The organism is Microbacterium sp. 4R-513 (assembly GCF_011046485.1).
Classification (GTDB): Bacteria; Actinomycetota; Actinomycetes; order Actinomycetales; family Microbacteriaceae; genus Microbacterium.
In genome coordinates this window covers 776773-797819 of sequence record NZ_CP049256.1, presented here as the reverse complement: position 1 = coordinate 797819, position 21047 = coordinate 776773, and the positions used below count along the sequence as shown (strand labels likewise).

The following is a 21047-nucleotide window of genomic DNA, read 5'->3' as shown; positions in this document are numbered from 1 at the left end:
TTCTGTACCGGACATCATTGTCCGGTAATAGGTTATACCCGTGCCGAACAGTGCGGGATCACCTCAGCGGAGCAATCGTGGACCCGCCGCGGGCCCCGAGAACCGGCGTGCTCTAATCGCCGCCGCCCGTGAGGTGTACGCAGAGGCGGGCCTGAGCGCCCCGTTCAGCCAGGTCGCGAAGCGGGCGGGAGTCGGGCAGGGGAGCCTCTACCGTCACTTCCCCGACCGCACGGCGCTGGCTCTGGCCGTCTTCGAGGAGAACATCGCCGAGCTCGAAGCCTTCGCCGCTGACGCCGAGCACACGATCGAGGACCTCCTCGATCTCGTCGCCGATCAGGCGGTCGTCTCGACGGCGTTCATCGAGCTGCTGTCCGCGCGCTTCGAGGATCCGCGGGTCCTTCAGCTCGGCACGCGATATCGCGACGTCGTGGCGACGCTCGTCGGGCGCCAGCGCGAAGCGGCAGGCGAGGCATCAGATATCGACATCGACGACGTGCTCGTGGCGACCGAGATGCTGGCCTTCGCGATCTCGCGCAGCGCCCCCGAGAACCGGACGGATGCCGCGGCCCGCGCGCGCCGGATTCTGCAGAACGCGTTCCGGCCGGTAGCCTCATCGGTCTGACGTCGCTTCCTCGCCCGCGGCGTCGCTACCGACCGAACCGATTCAGGCGCTAACGTGTCGAGCGACGGGGAAGAAGGAGCAGCGCATGGGGAGGTTCATTTACGACACGATGGCGAACTCGGTCGACATCGACGACCGGACGCTCGCGCATCTGCGCATCGTGGTGATGAACAAGCTTCGGCGATCCGAGGCATTCATGTTCGACGTCGAGATCGGCGACGGCAGCGGCCGGAGGAGCTTCTGGATCCACCCCTCCGTGCCGCTGCAGTTCCACTTCTTCGGAAGTCGCAATCCGCGGATCAACCGACTCTGGATCGAGGAGCTCATGCAGTCCGCGAGCGGACCCAGCGGACTCCAGATCGTTCCCGAGCCCGAAGAGAGCACGGGCGAAGAGGGCTGAGGCTCCGTCAGTCGCGGTCGTCGACGAGCTCGACGGCCTGCGGGGAGATGTCGGGGACGGGCTCGCCGTCGGTCTCGACGTTCTCGGCGACGAGCGAGATCCCGCCCGACGAGTTCGCGGAGTTCGCGAGGTCCTCGATCCACTCCCGGCTGAGGGACGGAGACTCCGGCTCGTCGAAGACGAACCGGAGCGGGATCGAGGGGTGCAGCCAGATGGTGCTGCGCCCCCGAGGCTGATCGTCGGGGTGCGTCCAGGAGACCGTGAAGCTCTCACCGCGGCGGAGCTTCGTCGCGATGACGACCTTCAGATGCGCGAGTGCGCGATCTTCGATGTGGATCGGGGTGGCCGATCCGCCGTAATAGATGGTCCCCATACGCACACACTAACCCTGGGTCAGCGTTCCGCCAGCGACAGATTCTCGATGAGCTCGTCGCGGTCCTGACGCACGACGTACGCCGGCTGGTCCCGCTCGACGCGCCAGCTCTCCGAAAGCGGTCCGACGTCGACGGCGTCGAAGCCGAACTCGTCGTACAGAGAGGTGACGAGCGCGCTGGCCTCGGGCGCGTCGCTCGAGGTCGCCAGGGCTCGGCGCCCGGCGGTGCCCGCGGGGGATCCGTCGGTGTTGATGTCGGCGGCGGGGATGTGGTTGAACGCCTTGACGATCTTGGACTCAGGGAGGTGGTCCTGCAGGAGGCCGCTGACCGTCGCCCGCTTCTCGTCGAGCTCGGCGATGCGTCCGTCGCGCTCCCAGTAGTAGTTGTTCGTGTCGAGGACGATCTTGCCCGCGAGCGGGGCGACCGGAACATCCTTGTACGCCTTGAGCGGCACCGTGACGACCGCGAAGTCCGCGGCGGCCGCAGCATCCTCCGCCGTCGCCGCCCGTGCCTTCTCGCCCAGCTCGCCGACGAGCGCCGAGAGCGTCTCGGGCCCGCGCGAGTTGGCGATGACGACGTCGTAGCCGCGGGCGACGAGGCCCCGGGCGAGTGCCGATCCGATGTGTCCTGCTCCGATGATTCCCACTGTGGTCATGCCGAGGTGGAACGCGTCATGCCGGAGGCTATTCCGTGTTTCCCCGGATGACGTGGGCCGAGGGCGCCCGTCGGTTCAGGCATCCACCGGCGCCGTCACGTCCACCGACACAGTTCGCCCGTCAGCGGCCGTCACCTCGTGGACCGGCCCCGTGAGGCGCATCGACGCGGAAGTCTCCTGCTCCTCGCACGAGCCGCCCACCCACAGCTGCACGTCTCCCGGCTCGACGATCCGCACCCCGCGTCGATCCGCGAACGCGAGCCGGGCGGAGGGCACCTGGAACTCGACGACGGCGCGCTGACCCGCTTCGAGCGGCACTCGTGCGTAGCCCACGAGCTGCGCCACGGGACGCGTCACGCTCGCGTAGAGGTCGCGTGCGTAGAGCTGCACCACGTCGACGCCGGCTCGTCCGCCGGTGTTGACGACGTCGACGCTCACGGTGAATTCTGCGTTCGTCGCGGACTCCTCGGGAGCCGTCAGGCGGGAGTGCTCGAACGTCGTGTAGGTGAGGCCGTAACCGAATGGCAGTGCGGGCGTGCTGTCGGCGCTCGTCACCTCGGACGGGCCGCCCAGGATCGGGTGCAGGTACGTGTACGGCTGCGCGCCCGCCGAGCGCGGGAGCGAGACGGGCAGTCGACCGGACGGCGCCGCGCGGCCTGACAGGAGGGCCGCGATGGCGGGCCCGCCCTCCTCGCCGGGGAAGAAGGCCTGCACGACGGCGGACGGCGTGGCCGGGCCGCTGATCGCCCAGCCGATCGCGTAGGGGCGGCCGGAGAGCACGACGACGATCGTCGGGACGCCGGTGGCGACGACCTCCTCGACGAGCCGGCGCTGGATGCCGGGCAGCTCGAGGTCGTCGACATCGTTGCCCTCGCCGACCGTGCCGCGGCCGAAGAGGCCCGCGCGGTCGCCGACGACGACGACCGCGACATCCGCTTCTCGCGCCGCCACGACGGCATCCGGGATGCCGCTCGCGTCGTGGCCGGTCACATCGCAGCCGGCGACGACGTCGATCGCGGCATCGGCGAACTCGACCCGGAGCGCGTCGGCCAGGCTGGGCAGCTCCAGTCCGAGCGGCACCTCGGGGTGGTGCGCCAGGACGTGGTTGACGAACGAATAGCAGCCCATCAGGGCCTCTGCCGAGTCGGCGTTCGGGCCGAGGAGCGCGAGGCGAGTCGGCGCCTGCCGATCGAGCGGGAGCAGTCCGTCGTTCGAGAGCAGCACGAGCGACTCCTCCGCGAGACGACGTGCGACGTCACGGTGCGCCGGGGTGTCCAGGTCGATCTCGGCGGGCGGCTCGTCGAAGGTCTCGTCGAGCAGCCCCAGCTCCTCCTTCTCGGCCAGCACGCGGAGGACCGCGCGGTCGATGAGCTCCTCGTCGACAAGCCCGTCCCGCACCGCGCGGGCGAGCGGCTGCGCGAAGGCGTCGCCTGTCGGCAGCTCGACGTCGATCCCTGCGGCGAGGGCGAGCGCGGCGGCTTCACCGAGATCCTCGGCGACCGCGTGCATCGTGTGAAGGAAGGCCACCGAGAAGTAGTCCGACACCACGACTCCGTCGAAGCCCCACCGCTCGCGCAGGAGATCGGTGAGGAGCTCCTCCGACGCGGCGACGGGCACGCCGTCGATCTCGGAGTACGAGTTCATGACCGACCGCACGCCGCCGTCCCGCACTGCCATCTCGAAGGGCGGGAGGAGCACGTCGGCGAGTTCGCGGGGTCCTGCGTGGACGGGAGCGTGGTTGCGTCCGGCCTGCGACGTCGAGTACCCAACGAAGTGCTTCAGCGTGGCGTGGATGCCGGCATCCTGCAGTCCCCGCACGTACGCCGTGCCGATCGTGCCCACGACGTAGGGATCCTCGGCGATGCACTCGTCGACGCGGCCCCAGCGGGGATCACGGATGACGTCGAGCACGGGAGCGAGCCCCTGATGGATGCCGAGCTGCCGCATCGAGTCGCCGATGAGGCGACCCATCTCGTCGACGAGGTCGGGGTCGAACGAGGCCCCCCACGCCAGGGGAGTCGGGAAGGTCGCGGCCTTCCACGCCGCGAGCCCCGTGAGGCATTCCTCGTGGACGATGGCCGGGATGCCCAGACGGGTCTGCTCGCGCAGTCGCCGCTGCTCGTTCCAGAGCCAGGCCGCCCGCTCGACGGGGTCGACCGGCCTCGTGCCGTAGACCCGCGTGAGGTGGCCGATGCCGTGGGCCGAGGCATCCTCGTACTTCGTCGAAGTCGCCATCTCGCCCGCCATCGGCGCCACGAGCTCGTCGCCCTGGTCGACCCAGTAGCCGACGAGCTGCGCGAGCTTCTCGTCGAGAGTCATGCGCGCGTGAAGAGACCGCACCCGCTCCGAGACGGGTGGGAGACCGACGTCGCTCATCCCTTGACCGCTCCTGTCAGACCGCCGACGATGCGACGCTCGAACAGGCTGAAGAACGCCAGGGCGGGGATCATCGAGAGAGACGTGAAGGCGAGCACCTTGGCGGTGTCGACCGAGTACTGGGACGAGAACTGCTGAACGCCCAGGGGCAGCGTGAAGTTGGCGCTGTCGTTGAGGAGGAACAGCGGCAGCAGGTAGCTGTTCCAGCTGCCGATGAAGGCCAGGATGCCGACCGTGATGACTCCCGGGACCGCAAGGGGAAGCACCATCCGCCAGAAGAAGCCGAGCCGGCTGCAGCCGTCGATGAACGCGGCCTCCTCGATCTCGTCGGGGATCGCGCGGAGGAACGGCACCAGGATGATGATCGTCGTCGGGAGCGCGAATGCGATCTGGGGAAGGATGACGCCGCCGAGGGAGTTGATCAGCCCGATGTCGCGCACGACGATGTAGAGCGGCGTGATCGCGACCGTGATCGGGAACATGAGCCCCGCCGCGAACAGGGCGTACATCGCGCCCCGACCCTTGAACCGGTAGCGCGCGAGGACGTAGCTCGCCATGAGGCCGAGCACGATGACCCCGACCGTCGTGGCGATGCCAACGATCGTGGAGTTGAGCACGAGCTGCCAGAAGACTCCGCCGGTCAGCACATCGATGTAGTTCGTGAAGACCCACGGATCGGGCAGGCCGCCGGGGTCGGTCGTGATCTGGGAATTCGTGCGGAACCCGCCGAGGATGATGTACAGGACGGGCCCGAGCATCAGAGCGATCACGACGAGGGCGACGAACCACACCGCGGGGGTGGCGCGCCGCATGCGCTGGCGTCGGGGCGGCGGCAGCTCGATGGTCGCCAGTGCGGCCGTGGCCGTGGTCATTCTTCGTTCCTTTCGGTGAGTGCGCCGGCGGTGTCGCGGCGCAGCACGAAGCGCTGGTAGATGAGGGCGACGACGAGCGAGATGACGAAGATCACGACGGCGACGGCGTTGCCGTAGCCGAAGTTGCCCGCGTTGCGGCCGTTTGCGACCATGTAGGTCGCCATCGTCGAGGTGCCCGCCACGGGAGCGACGTACTGACCCCAGATGATGTAGACGAGATCGAACAGCTGCAGGGCGCCGATGATCGACAGGAATGCCCAGATGCGCAGGGTGGGTCCGAGCAGCGGAATTGTGATGCGGCGCTGGATCTGCCAGTAGGTGGCGCCGTCGATGGCGGCCGCCTCGTAGAGCTCGTCGGGAATGCCCTGAAGGCCGGCGAGGAAGAGGATGACGGCGAATCCGACGTACTTCCACGTGAGGATCGCGACGAGCGTCCAGATGGCGATGCTGGGATCGGAGAGCCAGTCATGGACGAGCCCGTTCAGGCCCCACTTCTCGAGCACGCCGTTGAGGCCGCCGTTGGTCGCCAGCAGCAGGCTGAATCCCGTGCCGACGACGACCTCTGCGATCACGTAGGGCACGAAGATGAGCACGCGGATGACCGACTGGCCCCGCATCTTGCGGTTGAGCAGGAGCGCCAGGAGCAGCGCGATCGGCCCCTGGATGACGATCGACGTGACGACGATGAACGCGTTGTGACCGAGCGCTTCCTGGAAGTCGGGGTCGGTCAGGATCGTGACGTAGTTCTTCAGGCCGATGAAGTCCGTCGCCGGACCGTACCCGTGCCAGTTGAAGAAGCCGTAGTACGCCGCCATGATCACGGGGAAGATCACGAATCCGACGAAGAAGAGCATCGCCGGCCCAGCGAGGATCGCGATCTCCAGACGGCCCTTCCACCCGATTCCTCGAGGTCGGCGGCGCCGCGATGCCGAGGGCGGCGGTGTGCCGCCGCCCCCGGAACGCTGCGCGAGATCCGTCTCCGGGCGATCGTCCGTCTTCGGTGTCTCGCTTGTCTGCATGGGAGGTCTCCCTAGCCCTTCGCCCCGGCCTTGTTGGCCTCGTCGATCATCTGCTGGGGCGTGGACTGTCCGGCGAGCATCGAGACGACCGCCACGTTGAGCGCGTTCCCGACGTTCTGGCCCAGCACGGTGTCGAGCCACTGCGAGACGAACGGTGCCTGGTTGTAGGCCTCGAGGATCTGCTTGAGGTACGGCTCTTCGACGGCAGCCTGCGCCGCGCTGTTGACCGGCGGAGAGTTGAAGGCCTTGTAGTACGCCGTCTGCTGATCGTCGCTTGCGACGAAGTTGAGGAAGTCGACGCACTCGTCCGGCGCCTGAGCAGAGCACGAGTAGCCGTCCACGCCGCCCATGATCGCGCCGGGCTCGCCCTTGCCGCCCGAGACCTCGGGGAAGGGGTACCAGGCGAGGTCGGGAAGAGGCTTCTGGTCAGGTGTCAGCGACGCGATCACGCCCGGGTCCCAGGCGCCCATCAGCTCGCCGCCGGCCTGGTGGTTGGCCACGAGGCCCGCCGAGCTGCCCGCACCCTGCTGCGCCGACGTCGTGAGGAAGCCGTCGTTGAAGGGCTCGGTCTTGGCGAAGTCCTCGAGATCCTGCGCGGCCTTCAGCCAGCAGGGGTCGCTGAAGTCCTTCGAGTCACCGGTCTCCTCCATCGTCTTGGGCGCGCACTCGCGCAGCGCGAACCAGTAGAACCAGTGCGCGGCCGGCCATGCGTCCTTCGCTCCGAGCGCGAGCGGGGCCACGCCGGTCGCCTTGAGCTTGTCGTTGGCGGCGACGAGGTCGTCGATCGTCTTCGGGTTCTCCGTGATGCCGGCGGCGTCGTAGAGGTCCTGGCTGTAGAAGATGCCGCCGGGCAGCACCGAAAGGGGCATCGCCCAGAGCTTGTCCTGATAGGTCTCGGCCTTGAAGGAGCCCTCGGAGATGTTCTCCTTGGCCTCGCCCTCGATCTTGCCGGTGAGATCCTTCAGCTGACCCGCCTGCACCATCGCGGCCATCTTGCCGCCACCGCGCTGGAGGAAGATGTCCGGCGGGTCGCCCGCGTTGAGCGACGTCTGCAGCTTGCCGTCCATGTCCTCGTTCTGGACGGACTGCATCTTGATCTTGACGTTCGGGTTCTCCTTCTCGAACGCGGCGATCGCGTCCTTCCAGAACTGCTGACCGGGTCCCGTCGTGGAGTTCTGCCACAGCGTCATCTCGACGTTGCCGTCACTGCTCTCGCCGGATCCGCCCGCGCTGCAGCCGGCGAGCGCGAGTGCGCCGACGACGAGTGCTGCGGATCCTGCGAGGATCCTGTTCGCCTTCATGTGATTCCCGTTCTCTTCATCGAGGAGCACCTCTGCTCCGGGGTGCGTGGTCAGCGCGACCGGGGGATCGCGCAGCTCGGAGAACTGTCCGAGCACAAAAAGTCTGCGCATCCAACAAATAATCTGTCAAACGTTTTCGAAAACGATTTCCACTCTGTTATGGTTTCGAGACATGAGGCACCGGCCGACGATCAACGACGTCGCGACGGCGGCCGGAGTGTCGGTGTCGACCGTGTCGAAAGCCGTCAACGGCCGGTACGGGGTCGCGAGCGAGACGGTCGATCGCGTCCTCGCCGTGGTCGCCGAGCTGGGGTACGAGTCGAGTCTCATCGCGAGCAGCATGCGCTCCCGCTCGACCGGTGTCATCGGGGTGCTCGTGGCCGACTTCGAGCCCTTCAGCGCCGAGATCATGAAGGGCGTCGGCCAGGCGCTGCGCGACTCGCCTTACGACCTGCTCGCGTACTCCGGGTCGCACGGCTCCGCGGAGGGGTGGGAGCGGCGCTCCCTCTCCCGCCTGTCGGGAACGCTCATCGACGGAGCCATCATGGTCACGCCGACCGTCGTGAACGTCGGCACCGAGGTGCCGGTCGTCGCGGTCGACCCGCACACCGGGCCGGCCGACCTCCCGACCGTCGAGTCCGACAGCTTCGGCGGCGCCCTCGAGGCGACGCGGTACCTGATCGAGCTCGGTCACACCAGGATCGGCTTCATCGCCGGCCGCCCCGACCTGCGGTCGTCCATCGCGCGCGACGCCGGCTACCGGCGGGCGATGGCGGACGCCGGCCTCCCGGTGCACCCCCACCTCGTGGGCACGGGAAGCTACCGCCAGGACGCCGTGCGGGTCGCCGCCCTCGAGATGCTCGGAGGGGTGGAGCGTCCGACCGCCATCTTCGCCGCGAACGACATCTCGGCGATCGAGATCGTCAAGGTCGCCGCCGAGCTCGGCCTCGACGTGCCGAAGCACCTCTCGATCATCGGCTTCGACGACGTGCCCGAGGCATCCAAGGCGACTCCCGCCCTCTCGACGGTCCGCCAGCCCATGCAGACCCTCGGCGCCGAGGCCGCGAGACTGCTGCTCGCGCTCATGCGCGGCGAGACGCCCCAGGCGACGCACATCACATTGCCCACGCGCCTCGCGCCGCGGGCCACCACGGCGCCGCCGCCGCGGTGAGGGGCTGCGGCTCCGCGCGTCAGCGCAGGGCGGTGCCGGCCGGGTCGCGCAGCAGTTCGTCGAAGGCCGCCTCGGCAGCGCCGATGAGCAGGCGGTCCTGCGCGAGCGCCGCCGGACGGATGTCGAGGTCCTCGCCGTTCGCCGGCATGGACTGACCGACCACCGCCCTGGTGAAGCCCTCCAGATCGTGCTCGGCCAGCATCGCGAGGAATCCGCCCAGCACGACCACCGACGGGTTCAGGACGTTGACGGCGTTGGCCAGAGCCGTCGCGAGGATGCGCCGCTGCCTCGCGACCTCGTCGAGCACGTCGGGGGTGCGCTCCTCCTTGAGGAGCTGCGCGAGCGTCGGCTCGTCGACGTTTCCACGGTGAAGGGCCGCGAGGAGCCTCGATCGGCTCACCTCGTCTTCCAGCACGCCGTTGCCCGCGCGGCGATCGGCCGGCGAGGCGATGCCGGGGCGGTTCTGTCCGAACTCCCCCGAGTATCCCGACGCGCCCGAGATCGCCATCCCCTGCACGATGAGGCCGCCGCCGATTCCGCTCGCCCCGCCGTTGAGGTACACGACGTCGTCGATGCCGCGCGCGGCTCCGAACAGGTGCTCGGCGACGATGCCCATCGAGGCGTCGTTGCCGATGACCGTCGGCAGCCCCGTCGCCGCCTCGATCAGGTCGCGCAGCGCGACCTCCGTCCACTTCAGGTGCGGCGCGTCGCGGACGAGGCCGTCGGATGCGCGCACCAGACCGGGCACCGCGACGCCGATTCCCGCGATGGCGGCGTCGGCCAGCTCGCCGTCGCGCCAGGCCGCGAGGCGCTCCGCGATCAGCTCGGCGGTGCGCTCGGGGCCGATGAGCCCCGTCATCTCGATGCGCTCGCTCAGTCGCACGGTCCGGTCGAGGCCCACGGCTCCGATGGTCAGCGCGTCCACCTCGGGGTTCACCGCGATCGCGACGACACGCGGATGCGCCGTCACGAGCGGCGAGGGCCGGCCGACGCGGCGACTCGGGTCGGGCGCCCGCTCCTCCACGAGCCCGAGCCCGACGAGGTCGCCGACGAGATCCCCGATCGTTGAGCGATTCAGGCCCGTCGCCGCGGTGAGTGTCGCCCGCGAGAGCGGGCCTTCGAGGTGAGCGAGGCGGAGCAGCCGCGAGAGGTTGGCTTGACGGCTGCCGACCGGATCGTTCATGCCATCACTGTAGGGGGTGCGGCGAACCCGCCGGATCGGGGCATCCGAGGTTTCCGAACTCGACCGCCCTCGGGGATGCGCATCTCGGCCACCAGCCCGAGAAGGGGAGTGGACGCGGCATCCGTTCTGCTATATGTTTCTCTTAACAACAATTCCCTCGGTCGTTCGCAAAGGAGCGCCATGCCCACCCCCACCCGTGCCGACAAGTTCTCGTTCGGTCTCTGGACCATCGGCTACAACGGCACCGACCCCTTCGGCGGCCCGACGCGGCACCCGCTCGACGTCGTTCACGCGGTCGAGAAGCTCGCGGAGCTCGGCGCGTACGGCCTCACCTTCCACGACGACGACCTCTTCGCCTTCGGGTCGACGGATGCCGAGCGCCAGACGCAGATCGACCGACTGAAGGGCGCTCTCGCCGACACCGGCCTCATCATCCCCATGGTGACGACCAACCTCTTCTCGGCACCGGTCTTCAAGGACGGCGGCTTCACGTCGAACGACCGCCAGGTGCGCCGCTTCGCCCTGCGCAAGGTGTTCCGCCAGCTCGACCTCGGCGCCGAGCTCGGCGCCAAGACCTTCGTCATGTGGGGCGGGCGCGAGGGCGCCGAGTATGACTCGGCCAAGGACATCCGCGCGGCGCTCGAGCGCTACCGCGAGGCCGTCAACCTCCTCGGCGACTACGTCACCGACAAGGGCTACGACATCCGCTTCGCGATCGAGCCCAAGCCGAACGAGCCGCGCGGCGACATCCTGCTGCCGACGCTCGGCCACGCGATCGCCTTCATCGACTCGCTCGAGCGTCCCGAGCTCGTGGGCCTCAACCCCGAGGTCGGCCACGAGCAGATGGCGGGCCTCAACTTCGCCGCCGGCATCGCCCAGGCGCTGTACCACGGCAAGCTCTTCCACATCGACCTGAACGGCCAGCGGGGCATCAAGTACGACCAGGACCTCGTCTTCGGCCACGGCGACCTGCACAACGCCTTCGCGCTCGTCGACCTGCTCGAGAACGGCGGCCCCGGCGGCGTCCCCGCATACGACGGCCCCCGCCACTTCGACTACAAGCCGAGCCGCACCGAGGACGAGACCGGCGTCTGGGACTCGGCTGCCGCAAACATGCGCACGTACCTGCTGCTCAAGGAGCGCGCCGCGGCCTTCCGCGCCGACCCCGAGGTGCAGGAGGCGCTCGAGGCCGCCCGCGTCCCCGAGCTGTCGCAGCCGACGCTCAACGAGGGCGAGTCGTACGAGGACTTCCTCGCCGACCGCTCGGCCTACGAGGACTTCGACCCGTCGGTGTACCTCGGCGGCAAGGGCTTCGGGTTCGTCCGCCTGCAGCAGCTCGCGACCGAGCACCTGCTCGGCGCCCGCGGCTGAGGCATCCCCCTCTTCAACCATCTCTTGCATGTCCCGAAGTTCGCCGTTCTCCGGCTCGGCAAGCGGCGAACTTCGGGACATGCTCGACTAAGGAGGTGCCGGGGATGAGCCTGGTCATGGGAGTCGACTCGTCGACGCAGTCGTGCAAGGTCGTGATCGCTGATGCCGCGACCGGCGCCGCCGTCCGGCAAGGGCGTGCGTCGCACCCCGACGGGACAGAGGTCGACACCGCCGCCTGGTGGGTCGCCCTGCACGCGGCGATCAGAGACGCCGGCGGGCTCGACGACGTCACCGCCTGGGCGATCGGCGGCCAGCAGCACGGCATGGTCGCGATCGATGCCGAGGGCCGCGTCATCCGTCCCGCCCTGCTCTGGAACGACACCCGGAGCGCGGGCGCCGCGGCAGACCTGATCGCGGAGTTCGGCGCCGACGTGCTCACCCAGCGCACAGGCCTCGTGCCCGTCGCCTCGTTCACCATCACCAAGCTGCGGTGGCTCCGCGACCACGAGCCCGAGAACGCCGCCCGCGTCGCCGCCGTCGCGCTCCCGCACGACTGGCTCACGTGGCGCCTGCGCGGCTTCGGGCCGGCGGGCGAGTCGCCGCGCGGCCCCGTGCTCGAGGAGCTCGTGACGGACCGATCGGATGCCTCGGGCACCGGTTACTGGAACCCCGACACCGACGACTACGACCGCGACCTGCTCACGGCCGCCCTCGGCCACGACGCGCTGCTGCCGCGAGTGCTCGGACCGGTCGAATGGGTGGAAGACCAGGACGGCCGCCGGGTCGGGCCCGGCGCCGGCGACAACGCCGGTGCGGCCCTCGGCCTCGGCGCTGGACCGGGCGACGTCGTCGTGTCGATCGGCACGTCGGGGACCGTCTTCGCCGTGAGCGAGAAGCGCACGATCGACCCCACCGGCACGGTCGCGGGCTTCGCCGACGCCGATGGGCGCTTCCTGCCGCTCGTCGCGACCCTCAACGCCGCGCGCGTGCTCGATGCCATCGGGCGCGTCCTGGGCGTCGATCACGCAGAGCTCTCGCGCCTCGCCCTCGCCGCCGAGCCGGGCGCCGGCGGACTCGCGCTCGTGCCGTACTTCGAGGGCGAGCGCACGCCGAACCTTCCCGACGCGACGGCGTCGCTCACCGGCATGACCCTCGCCTCGACGACCCGCGAGAACCTCGCGCGGGCGGCGGTGGAGGGGATGCTGTCCGGCCTCGGCGCGGGGCTGGAGGCGCTCCGCGCGCTCGGCGTGCCGCTCGAGCGGGCCCTGCTCGTCGGCGGCGGCGCGCAGTCCGAAGCGGTGCGCGCGATCGCCCCGCAGGTGCTCGGCATCCCCGTCGAGGTCCCCGAGCCCGGCGAGTACGTCGCCCTGGGCGCCGCCCGTCAGGCTGCGCGCGTCGCGTCGGCCTGAGGCATCCGTCCTCGCTCGGCACTTCACAGCAGTCGTATAGACGGCCTTCGTAGGTTGGGGGCATGGCCCTCCCCGCCGACGAAGCGTCGGTCACGATCTCGCCGTCCGAGCTGCGCAGTCTGCGCGACGAGCTGCAGCGGTTTCTCCTCGAGTACCGCTTCGGGATGCAGGAGATCGAGACGAAGATCGGCATCCTGCGCGAGGAGTTCGAGCACACGCATGCGTACAACCCGATCGAGCACGTCTCGAGCCGCCTGAAGTCGCCCGACAGCATCGTCGACAAGGTGGCGCGCAAGGGCATCGATCCCGGCTTCGAGTCGATCCGCGCACGCGTCACCGACATCGCCGGCGTGCGCGTCACCTGCAGCTTCGTCACCGACGTCTACCGACTGTTCGACCTGCTCGTCCGGCAGGACGACATCACGCTCCTCACGGTCAAGGACTACATCGCGAACCCCAAGCCCAACGGCTACCAGAGCCTGCACGCGATCGTCGAGGTGCCCGTCTTCCTGTCGACGGGCCGCGTCGAGGTGCCGGTCGAGGTGCAGTTCCGCACGATCGCGATGGACTTCTGGGCGAGCCTCGAGCACAAGATCTATTACAAGTACGACAGCCAGGTGCCCGACCGGCTGCTCGCCGAACTGAAGGAGGCGGCGGACTCCGCCGCTGCCCTCGACCACCGCATGGAGCGCCTGCATCGCGAGCTCCACGGACCGCACCCGTCGCCGGTCGTCGCGATCTGACGCGCCGCGCGGCTCAGGACGAGAGGACGGATGCCGCGAACTCCACGTACTCCGCGGGTTCGCGTCGCCCCAGCATCGCGGTGTTCGCGATGAAGCCCTGAGCGAGCGTCACGACTGTGCGCGCCGCCCGCGCCGAGAGCGCGGCGGCCGCCGCGTCATCCGGTGTCTGCGCGCGCGCCCACGGCAGGATCGCCGCCTGCAGGCCTGAGAAGAGCCGCCCGATGGTGTTGGTCATCTCGGCGCGGATCTCGGGGTCGACCATCGCCTCGCCCCAGAACTGCAGCACGAGCCCGGGGGAGAGTCCTGTCGAGGTGAAGATCCCGAGCATCGTCAGCAGGATCTCGCGCGGAGAGAGCACTTCGCCTTCGGCTGCGCGGTGCTCGAGCTCGTCGATCCGCACGCCGAGGAACCGGCCGACGATGTAGCGCGCGAGTTCCGCCTTGTTCGTGAAGTGCGAGTAGATCGCGCCGGTCGACAGACCCGATTCGGCGACGATGTCGGCGATCGAGGTGTCGCGCACGCCGTTGCGCTCGAGGCAGCGGATCGCCGCCTGGGCGATCTCGTCACGTCGTGCCTCGCGGTACTCGTCCGACACTTTGGGCATGGAAAGAGAATATCCGTTCTGTTATCCTCACAAACAGAACGATCATTCTCTTTGCAAGGAGTTCGCCATGAGCGACCACTCGGCCGCCGCGGCCCGTCCCACCAAGTGGGGATTCGCGGCACTGTTCGGGCTCGTCGGAGCCCTCGTCGTCGGCGTCATCGTGACGGCGTTCGTCTGGCCGGCAGCCACGGCGCAGGCTCAGAACCTGCCCGTCGGCATCAGCGGACCGGATGCCGCGGTCTCAGCCGTCGAGGACGCCCTCGCCGAGAAGGACCCGTCTCCCTTCGCGCTGCAGACCGTCGACTCGCGCGACGATGCAGTCCAGGCGATCAAGGAGCGCCAACTGTACGGCGCCATCCTGCTCGGCGATCAGCCCGAGGTGCTCATCGCATCCGCCGCGGGAGCGGCCCCGGCCGCGGCTCTTCGCGCCGTCGCGACCCAGCTCCAGACGCAGATCGACACGACCGTGCAGAAGGCCCTCAAGGACCAGCTCACCGCGATCGTCCAGGCGCTGCAGTCCGATCAGCAGCCGCAGCTCCCGCCCGGTGCGGGAAGCGGATCGGCCGAGGTCCCGACCGTCACCGTCACCGACATCGTGCCGCTGTCGCCCGGTGATCCGACGGGGGCGGGCCTCGCCGCGGCATCCTTCCCGCTCGTGCTCGGCGGAATGCTGGGCGGCATCCTCCTCACCCTCCTCGTGCAGGGCGCCGTGCGCCGGCTCATCGGCCTGGTGGTCTTCGGCGCGGCCGCCGGTGCTGTGATCGTCCTCGTGATGCAGACGTGGTTCGGCATCCTCGAGGGCGACTGGCTGCTCAACGCGGCGGCGACCGGACTCGGCGTCACCGCGACGTCGGCCTTCATCGTGGGACTCGCGGCGCTGATGGGCCCCCCGGGGATCGGCGTGGCGGCCGTGATCACGATGCTCATCGCGAACCCGATCTCGGGCGCAGCGCTGCCCCTCCAGTTCCTCCCCGCGCCGTGGGGCGAGGTCGGTCAGTGGTTCGCGCCGGGCGCGGCCTCGATGCTCCTCCGCTCGGTGAGCTACTTCCCCGAGGCATCCACCGCCATGCAGTGGCTCGTCCTTTCGGGATGGGTCGTGCTCGGCGTCGTGCTGACGGTCGTCGGCCACCAGCGGACGGCCGCCGAGATCGTGCCCCGGCCGTCGGAGCTCGAGCCCCGGGCCGCTGAACCCGCCGTCGTCTGACGCCGTCCGCACGGCACCGCGCCGACACGCCGTCGCTCCTACCCGGGCGGCGGCGTGTCGTCGTCCGGTCGTGCGGACGGCACGCCGATCCGTGCGGCCGGGCGGACGCACCGGGCAGAATGATCGGGATGCCGAAGCCTCCGGCGCCCGATGAGCTCGACGCGATCGCCGTCGAGCTCTACGCCCTGCCCCCGGCGGAGTTCACCGCGGCGCGCAATGCCCGGGCCGCGGCATCCGATCGCCCTCTCGGGGCGCGGGTGAAGAAGCTGCCCAAGCCCGCCGTCGCGGCCTGGGCGGTGAGCCTGCTCGGACGTGAGGGGCAGCTCGGCGATGCCCTCGAGCTGGCGTCCGCGCTGCGCGAAGCGCAGGACGATCTCGACGCCGCGGAGCTCTCGAGGCTGAGCGGCCAGCGCCGGGCGCTGGTCGCCGCGCTGTCGAAGCAGGCCGCCGCCCTCGCGGGGGAGCGGGGCGTCGCGGTCGGTGCGGCTGCCCGCGAAGACGTCGAGAAGACGATCAACGCGGCGGTGATGGATGCCGCGGCCGCCGCCGCCGTGATGACCGGCCGTCTCGTTCGACCCCTCGAGGCGACGGGCTTCGAGAGCGTGGATCTCACCGACGCGCTCGGCGGCTCAGCGCCCGACGGAAGCGCGGCTCCCCCTCCGCCTTCGCGCGACGACCTCGCCGAGCGGCGCGCCCGCAAAGAGGCGGAGAAGGCAGCCCGCGAAGCGGAGCGTGCGGAATCGGAGGCGGAGCGCGAACTGTCGCGCATCGAGGGCCGACTCGGCAAGGCGCGCGAACGTGCCGACCTGCTGCACGAGCGACTGGAGGATCTGCGGGACGAGGTCGCGCGCTTCGAGCGCGATTCCGCCGACGCCGAGGCCGAGGTGAAGCGGATCGACGAGGAGCGCTCGGAAGCGGCATCCGTCGCCCGCGCCGCGAGCAAGAAGGCCGAGGCCGCCCGAGAGGCTCTCGAAGAGCGTGGGGGACGGTGACCGGGACGGCCGCGGGCTGATCCGCGGCGCCGCCCCGGCCGGGACGGCCGGGGCAGTTCCCCGGCGCCGCCCGGCCCGGGTGAGCAACTCGCCCGCGGGAGACCGGCCGTCGCTACCCTGATCCCGTGAGCACGCAGCAAACGACGATCCTCGTCATCTTCGTCCTGGCGGTGCTCGCACCCCTCGTGGCGCGGTTCCTCGGCCGCTGGGTGCGCGTGCCCATCGTCGTCTTCGAGCTCCTGCTCGGCATCCTCGTGGGGCCCGCCCTCCTCGGGTGGGCCCAGCCGTCGGCCTTCGTCGACGTGCTGTCGAACTTCGGGCTCGCGATGCTCTTCTTCATGGCCGGCTCCGAGATCGAGCTGACGGCGCTGCAGGGGCGCACGGGCCGGCGGGCGGCCGGGGGATGGCTCATCAGCCTCGTCGCCGGCATCGCGGCGGGGTGGCTGATCGCGCCCGGCGAGGCCGCGGTGGTCGTCGGCGTGGCGCTCTGCTCGACGGCGCTCGGAACGCTCCTGCCGATGCTCCGCGACGAGGGAGAGCTCAAGACGCCCTTCGGCAAGTCCATCTCGGCCATCGGCGCGGTCGGCGAGTTCGGCCCGCTCATCGCCATCTCGCTCTTCCTCGGGGGTCGCGACCCCGGGATCGCGACCATCGTGCTCCTCCTCTTCGTCGCGCTCGCGGGCGCGGCGATCTGGTGGGCCTTCCGCGTGCCGCAGGGCGCTCTGCACCGGGCGGTCAACGCCTCGCTCCACACGTCGGGGCAGTTCGCGGTGCGCTTCGTCGCGTTCGCCCTCGCGGTGCTCGTCTCGATCAGCATCGTCCTCGACCTCGACATGCTGCTCGGCGCCTTCACGGCCGGTGTGGTGTGGCGGCTCATCATGCGCGACGCGAAGGAGGAGGACCGCCACGCAGTCGAGAGCAAGGTCGAGGCGGTCGCCTTCGGCTTCCTCGTGCCGATCTTCTTCATCTACACGGGCATCACGTTCGATCTCGAGGCGCTCCTCGCCAACCCGATCCTCTTCCTGCTGCTGCCCGTCGGGCTGATCCTGCTGCTTGTCATCCGGGGACTGCCCTCGACCCTCGCCGCGCCGGAAGCGTCATCCCGCCGGGATCGCGTGGCGACCGCGCTGTACGGCGCGACGGGGCTTCCGATCATCGTCGCGGTGACGGCGATCGGCGTCGACGAGAAGCTCATCTCCAGCGGGCTCGCCTCCGCCCTCGTCGGCGCGGGGATGCTCTCGGTGCTGCTCTACCCGCTCATCGGCACGCTCGTGCGACGCGAGCCCGTCACGGCGCCGGCAACCCTCGAGGACGACTTGGCGTGAACCTCTTCGCCCTGTTCGACAGTGCGCGCACGAGACTGCAGGTGATCCCCCGCGAGGGGCTCGGTGAGCTCATCGAGCCTCCCCGCATCCTCGGCATCCGCCGGGGGCCGCGCATCGTCTCGCGCGGTTCGGTGTGGCACCTCGGGGCCCTTCTGATCTCGGAGGACGCGGTCTACGCGACCGGCGACATCATCCGCGCGCACGAAGAGGTGCGCCGCGGATACCCGGCCGAGTCGCAGCGGCGCCGGGCCGAGCTCGCGGCGGCCGCCCGCCGCGGCGGATTCGCCGAGGGGCAGACGGTCCACCTCGGCTGGACGATGATCGACCTGGCGGCGGTCGGGGAGGGCGAGGCATCCGGTCCTCTCACCCTGATCGCCGGAGTGCCCAGCATCCGCTGGAGCCCGCGCGGGGGCTTCGTGCCGCTCGAGGGCTACCTCGAGGAGCGGATCTCGCTGCTGCTGCACCCGCCGCTCGGCATGGGGGAGTCTCCCGGATGAGGCGACCCAGCGCTTGTCAAGACCACGCGACGCCCGCCGGACATTCGTAGCCTCGGACCCATGACCGCCGCAGCCTCGTCACCACGCCTCGCCGTCGACTCTCGCCCCCCGACCTCGCCCGTCAGATCGCCGTCATCTCGGCGACCTGCTTCATGATCATCGCCGCCGCCGTCGGCACCGGTGCCTTCGGCGGCACGCCGGTCCAGGACCTGCAGGGTGGAGCGCTCGACAGCGACGGCTCATTCCTTGCGCCCGCGCGTCCGGCCTTCTCGATCTGGAGCGTCATCTACCTGCTCCTGATCGCCTACACCGTGTGGCAGGCCTTTCCCGGACAGCGCAGCGATGCCCGCCAGCGAGCGATCGGCTGGTGGGTCGGGCTGACCGCCGTCCTCAACGGCGTCTGGCTTCTCACGGCCCAGTTCGGCACTCTGCCGCTCACGGTGCTCGTGCTGTTCCTGCTCGTCGCCGCGCTCGGCGTGACGTTCCAGCGCACAGTCGCCGTTCCGTCGGAGCGGCCCGTCGACGCGATCCTCATCGACGCGACGACCGGACTCCACCTCGGCTGGTGCACCCTCGCCACCGTCGCCAACACCGCCGCCTGGCTCACCGCTTCGGGCGTCGAGGTCGATGCGCCGGCCGTCTGGGGCATCGCGGTGCTCGTGGTCGTCGCGGCGATCGGCATCGCCATCCCGCTTCTGAGCGGCGGGCGCTTCGCCCCCGGCCTCGCCATCGGCTGGGGCCTCATCTGGCTCGCCGTCGGCCGCCTCACCGGCGAGCCGGCGAGCGCCCCGATCGGGATCACCGCCATCGTCGTCGCGATAATCGTGGTCGTGACGCCCTTCGTCATCGTGATCTCCCGCGCGCGGCGAGGTGGGCGGTGGTTCCGCCCCTGACGGCTGGTCGGGCCGCGCCCCTCAGGACTGCTCGGGACCGAAGCGCCGGGCGAACCGCCGCAGCAGCCGCACGGGTTCGGTGACGGATGCCGCGAGCACCTGCGCCGCGATGTGCTCGTAGTCGTGCGCGGCGAAGTAGCCGTCGTCGCGGTACACGGCCATGCGCTCCGTGAAGGCCTTGGGCGTCGGCTCGGGGTGGAACTGGGTCGCGTAGAGGCGGTCGCCGACGCGGTACGCCTGCACGGGGCATCCCTCGTTCTTCGCCAGCAGCACGCCGCCCGGCGGCGGCACCGCCGAGCCCTCCTTGTGCGCCGTGAGAGCGGAGAACCGCGTCGCCAGCTCGCCGAACAGAGGATCGGCCGCGCCCTCCCGGGTCAGCTCGACGACCGTCGCTCCGGTGTCTTCGGGGTAGGCACGGCTGACCTCGCCCCCGAGGAACCTCGTGACGACCCCGATGCCGTAGCAGGTGAACAGGGCGGCCGTCGTGGCCGCCGCGGCCTGCTCGGCAATGGTCGTCAGGTCCTTCTCCAGGCGCTTCTGGACGTCGGTCTTGGTCGACTCGGGATCGGTCGTGTTGAAGGGGCTGCCACCGACGAGGAATCCGCTGTAGCGGTCGAACACGTCGGCCGGGAGCGGCTCGCGCACGAGGTCGTGCTGGGCCAGCTGCGACGCGTCGAGGCGGGTCGCGCGGCGGAACGACTCGTACTCCGCTGCGGCCGCTCCCTGCTGCGGCCGCACGCACACGTAGAGCAACCGGCCGCGGGTCATGCCCAGGATTCTAGGCGGCGGGGTCGGGATCGCGCGGCCCGCACGTCACGATCCGCCGCAGACGGGGGCCGTCCGGCGCCGGGTGCGAGAGGCACGGTCAGGCGCGCGAAGAGTTGGCCGTCCGCCCCCGCACGATGCCGACGAACGCGTCGACGTGCGGCGTCGTACGGTCGGCCGGCCACGCGAGCGCGACCTGGGATACCGGCCCGTCACGAAGGGGGATGGATGCCGCGTCCCGCCGCTGGTGCAGCCGCGCCAGCGACATCGGCACGATCACGACGCCGACCCCGGAGCCGACCGTGGCGATCGCGTCCCCCGTCGTCTCGGGAGGGTCGAAGGCCGGAGCCACCGCACCGGGCACGGTGACGCCCAGGACGTCGTCGAGCGGTGCGATGACGACCTCTCCCTCGAGGTCGGCGAGGTTCAGCTCGTCGACAGCGGTCAGATGCGAATCCTTCGAGACGACGACGACAGGCTGCTCGTCGTACAGGGGGATGACGTGCAGTCCGTCCGCGACCAGAGGCAGCCGCACGAGAGCCGCGTCGAGTTCGCCGGACAGCAGCTCCTCGCGCTGGGCGGCGACGGCGAGCGGGCGCAGCTCCAGCTCGACCCGCGGCATGCGCTCGCGCCACGTGTCGATCCACTTTCCCGGGGTCGCTCCGGGGATGGCGCCGAGCACGAAGGTCGACGGCTCGGGGGCGGTGGGCTCCGGGGCGGCGGGTTTCGGCCGGGTCGCGCGTGCGGGGGTGTTCGCGCGGCGCGGGGACGAGGCATCCGTCCTCTTCACGCTCTTGCCCTGCCGGGGCGCTCGCCGCGAACCACCGCCTTTCGCCATGCCGCCAGCGTAGCCGGGCGATATGGTTCGCTCATGGTGGCCATCCTCGCGACGGTGTTCGCGGCCCTCGCAGCCCTCCTGCACGTGTACATCTTCGTGATGGAGAGCGTGCAGTGGACCCGGCCGCGGGTATGGAAGCGGTTCGGAGTCGCCGATCAGGCGACAGCCGACGCGACGAAGCCCCTGGCCTATAACCAGGGCTTCTACAACCTGTTCCTCGCGATCGGCGCGATCATCGGACTCGTGCTCTTCTGGGCGGGGGGAGCGGGCACGGTGGCGGATGTCGCGGGCCGCACCCTCGTGCTCTTCAGCCTGGGATCGATGGTCGGCGCGGCGCTCGTACTGACGACGACGGGCTCGAGGTACCTCCGCGCCGCCCTCATCCAGGGCACACTGCCGCTCATCGGCTTCGTCCTGTTCCTCTTCGCCTGAG

Annotated in this window: 21 protein-coding genes and 1 pseudogene; 12 read left to right on the top strand and 10 right to left on the bottom strand. The window is 70.2% G+C overall.

Features of this window, described 5'->3' with window-relative positions:
• The first annotated feature begins 40 nt into the window (after window positions 1–40).
• Together G5T42_RS03440 and G5T42_RS03435 are read left to right on the top strand one after the other, a co-directional pair.
• On the top strand, window positions 41–622 hold the full coding sequence (locus G5T42_RS03440) for a TetR/AcrR family transcriptional regulator (RefSeq protein WP_277601765.1): 582 nt from the start codon (window positions 41–43) through the stop codon (window positions 620–622).
• A gap of 85 nt (window positions 623–707) precedes the next feature.
• Window positions 708–1022, top strand: a complete 315-nt coding sequence (locus G5T42_RS03435) for an ATP-dependent DNA ligase (protein ID WP_165125450.1) — start codon at window positions 708–710, stop codon at window positions 1020–1022.
• Window positions 1023–1029: 7 nt separating this feature from the next.
• Here G5T42_RS03435 and G5T42_RS03430 read toward each other — a convergent pair whose 3' ends face one another.
• The 6 genes and pseudogenes from G5T42_RS03430 to G5T42_RS03405 all read right to left on the bottom strand — a co-directional run bounded on the left by G5T42_RS03430 (window position 1030) and on the right by G5T42_RS03405 (window position 7619).
• Window positions 1030–1395: a hypothetical protein gene (locus G5T42_RS03430; RefSeq protein ID WP_165125447.1), complete on the bottom strand. Its 366-nt coding sequence runs from the start codon at window positions 1393–1395 to the stop codon at window positions 1030–1032.
• Between the two features lie 20 nt (window positions 1396–1415).
• Window positions 1416–2063 (bottom strand): annotated as a pseudogene (locus G5T42_RS03425) (NAD(P)-binding domain-containing protein); the annotation flags it as partial.
• A gap of 63 nt (window positions 2064–2126) precedes the next feature.
• Window positions 2127–4427, bottom strand: coding sequence for a glycoside hydrolase family 3 N-terminal domain-containing protein (locus G5T42_RS03420; protein ID WP_165125441.1), 2301 nt, complete (start codon window positions 4425–4427; stop codon window positions 2127–2129).
• Window positions 4424–5239 carry a carbohydrate ABC transporter permease gene (locus G5T42_RS03415; RefSeq protein WP_241246030.1) on the bottom strand — a complete coding sequence of 272 codons (816 nt, stop codon included), beginning with the start codon at window positions 5237–5239 and terminating at the stop codon, window positions 4424–4426. Before G5T42_RS03415 ends, G5T42_RS03420 begins: the two co-directional genes overlap by 4 nt.
• Before the next feature lie 56 nt (window positions 5240–5295).
• Window positions 5296–6318 (bottom strand): sugar ABC transporter permease, encoded by a 1023-nt coding sequence (locus G5T42_RS03410; protein WP_165125435.1) that lies wholly within the window; start codon window positions 6316–6318, stop codon window positions 5296–5298.
• An 11-nt stretch (window positions 6319–6329) separates the two neighbouring features.
• Window positions 6330–7619, bottom strand: coding sequence for an extracellular solute-binding protein (locus G5T42_RS03405; RefSeq protein ID WP_165130064.1), 1290 nt, complete (start codon window positions 7617–7619; stop codon window positions 6330–6332).
• A 172-nt stretch (window positions 7620–7791) separates the two neighbouring features.
• On the opposite strand from G5T42_RS03405, the gene G5T42_RS03400 reads away from it, so the two are divergent.
• On the top strand, window positions 7792–8790 hold the full coding sequence (locus G5T42_RS03400; RefSeq protein ID WP_165125432.1) for a LacI family DNA-binding transcriptional regulator: 999 nt from the start codon (window positions 7792–7794) through the stop codon (window positions 8788–8790).
• Between the two features lie 19 nt (window positions 8791–8809).
• Here the strand turns inward: G5T42_RS03400 and G5T42_RS03395 are convergent, their stop codons facing one another.
• A complete protein-coding gene (locus G5T42_RS03395) occupies window positions 8810–9973 on the bottom strand; it encodes an ROK family protein (RefSeq protein ID WP_165125429.1) in 1164 nt (387 codons plus the stop codon).
• A gap of 180 nt (window positions 9974–10153) precedes the next feature.
• Here G5T42_RS03395 and xylA point away from each other — a divergent pair, with 180 nt between their 5' ends.
• The 3 genes from xylA (at window position 10154) to G5T42_RS03380 (ending at window position 13496) form a co-directional block, all read left to right on the top strand.
• Entirely contained in the window at window positions 10154–11344 is a 1191-nt protein-coding gene (gene xylA, locus G5T42_RS03390; protein WP_165125425.1) for a xylose isomerase, read from the top strand.
• Window positions 11345–11448: 104 nt separating this feature from the next.
• Window positions 11449–12753 carry an FGGY family carbohydrate kinase gene (locus G5T42_RS03385; RefSeq protein WP_206535701.1) on the top strand — a complete coding sequence of 435 codons (1305 nt, stop codon included), beginning with the start codon at window positions 11449–11451 and terminating at the stop codon, window positions 12751–12753.
• Window positions 12754–12815: 62 nt separating this feature from the next.
• Window positions 12816–13496 (top strand): GTP pyrophosphokinase family protein, encoded by a 681-nt coding sequence (locus tag G5T42_RS03380; RefSeq protein WP_165125422.1) that lies wholly within the window; start codon window positions 12816–12818, stop codon window positions 13494–13496.
• Between the two features lie 13 nt (window positions 13497–13509).
• On the opposite strand, the gene G5T42_RS03375 is transcribed toward G5T42_RS03380, so the two are convergent.
• Complete coding sequence (locus tag G5T42_RS03375; RefSeq protein WP_165125419.1) at window positions 13510–14100, bottom strand: TetR/AcrR family transcriptional regulator; 591 nt, start codon at window positions 14098–14100, stop codon at window positions 13510–13512.
• Between the two features lie 67 nt (window positions 14101–14167).
• Between G5T42_RS03375 and G5T42_RS03370 the strand changes: the two genes are divergently transcribed.
• From G5T42_RS03370 to G5T42_RS03350, 5 genes are all read left to right on the top strand, one after another.
• Window positions 14168–15304: a hypothetical protein gene (locus G5T42_RS03370; protein ID WP_165125416.1), complete on the top strand. Its 1137-nt coding sequence runs from the start codon at window positions 14168–14170 to the stop codon at window positions 15302–15304.
• Between the two features lie 128 nt (window positions 15305–15432).
• Window positions 15433–16296 (top strand): transposase, encoded by an 864-nt coding sequence (locus G5T42_RS03365; RefSeq protein ID WP_165125413.1) that lies wholly within the window; start codon window positions 15433–15435, stop codon window positions 16294–16296.
• A gap of 125 nt (window positions 16297–16421) precedes the next feature.
• Window positions 16422–17621: a cation:proton antiporter gene (locus G5T42_RS03360; protein WP_165125410.1), complete on the top strand. Its 1200-nt coding sequence runs from the start codon at window positions 16422–16424 to the stop codon at window positions 17619–17621.
• Window positions 17618–18118 (top strand): glutaminase, encoded by a 501-nt coding sequence (locus G5T42_RS03355; protein WP_165125407.1) that lies wholly within the window; start codon window positions 17618–17620, stop codon window positions 18116–18118. The genes G5T42_RS03360 and G5T42_RS03355 overlap by 4 nt, the downstream gene beginning before the upstream one ends.
• Before the next feature lie 152 nt (window positions 18119–18270).
• Complete coding sequence (locus tag G5T42_RS03350; protein WP_241245937.1) at window positions 18271–19011, top strand: tryptophan-rich sensory protein; 741 nt, start codon at window positions 18271–18273, stop codon at window positions 19009–19011.
• A gap of 21 nt (window positions 19012–19032) precedes the next feature.
• Here G5T42_RS03350 and G5T42_RS03345 read toward each other — a convergent pair whose 3' ends face one another.
• Window positions 19033–19779 carry a GMP synthase gene (locus tag G5T42_RS03345; RefSeq protein WP_165125404.1) on the bottom strand — a complete coding sequence of 249 codons (747 nt, stop codon included), beginning with the start codon at window positions 19777–19779 and terminating at the stop codon, window positions 19033–19035.
• A gap of 97 nt (window positions 19780–19876) precedes the next feature.
• Window positions 19877–20614, bottom strand: coding sequence for a LysR substrate-binding domain-containing protein (locus G5T42_RS03340; protein ID WP_165125401.1), 738 nt, complete (start codon window positions 20612–20614; stop codon window positions 19877–19879).
• A gap of 33 nt (window positions 20615–20647) precedes the next feature.
• Between G5T42_RS03340 and G5T42_RS03335 the strand changes: the two genes are divergently transcribed.
• Complete coding sequence (locus G5T42_RS03335) at window positions 20648–21046, top strand: DUF1304 domain-containing protein (RefSeq protein ID WP_206535700.1); 399 nt, start codon at window positions 20648–20650, stop codon at window positions 21044–21046.
• Window position 21047 lies beyond the last annotated feature (1 nt).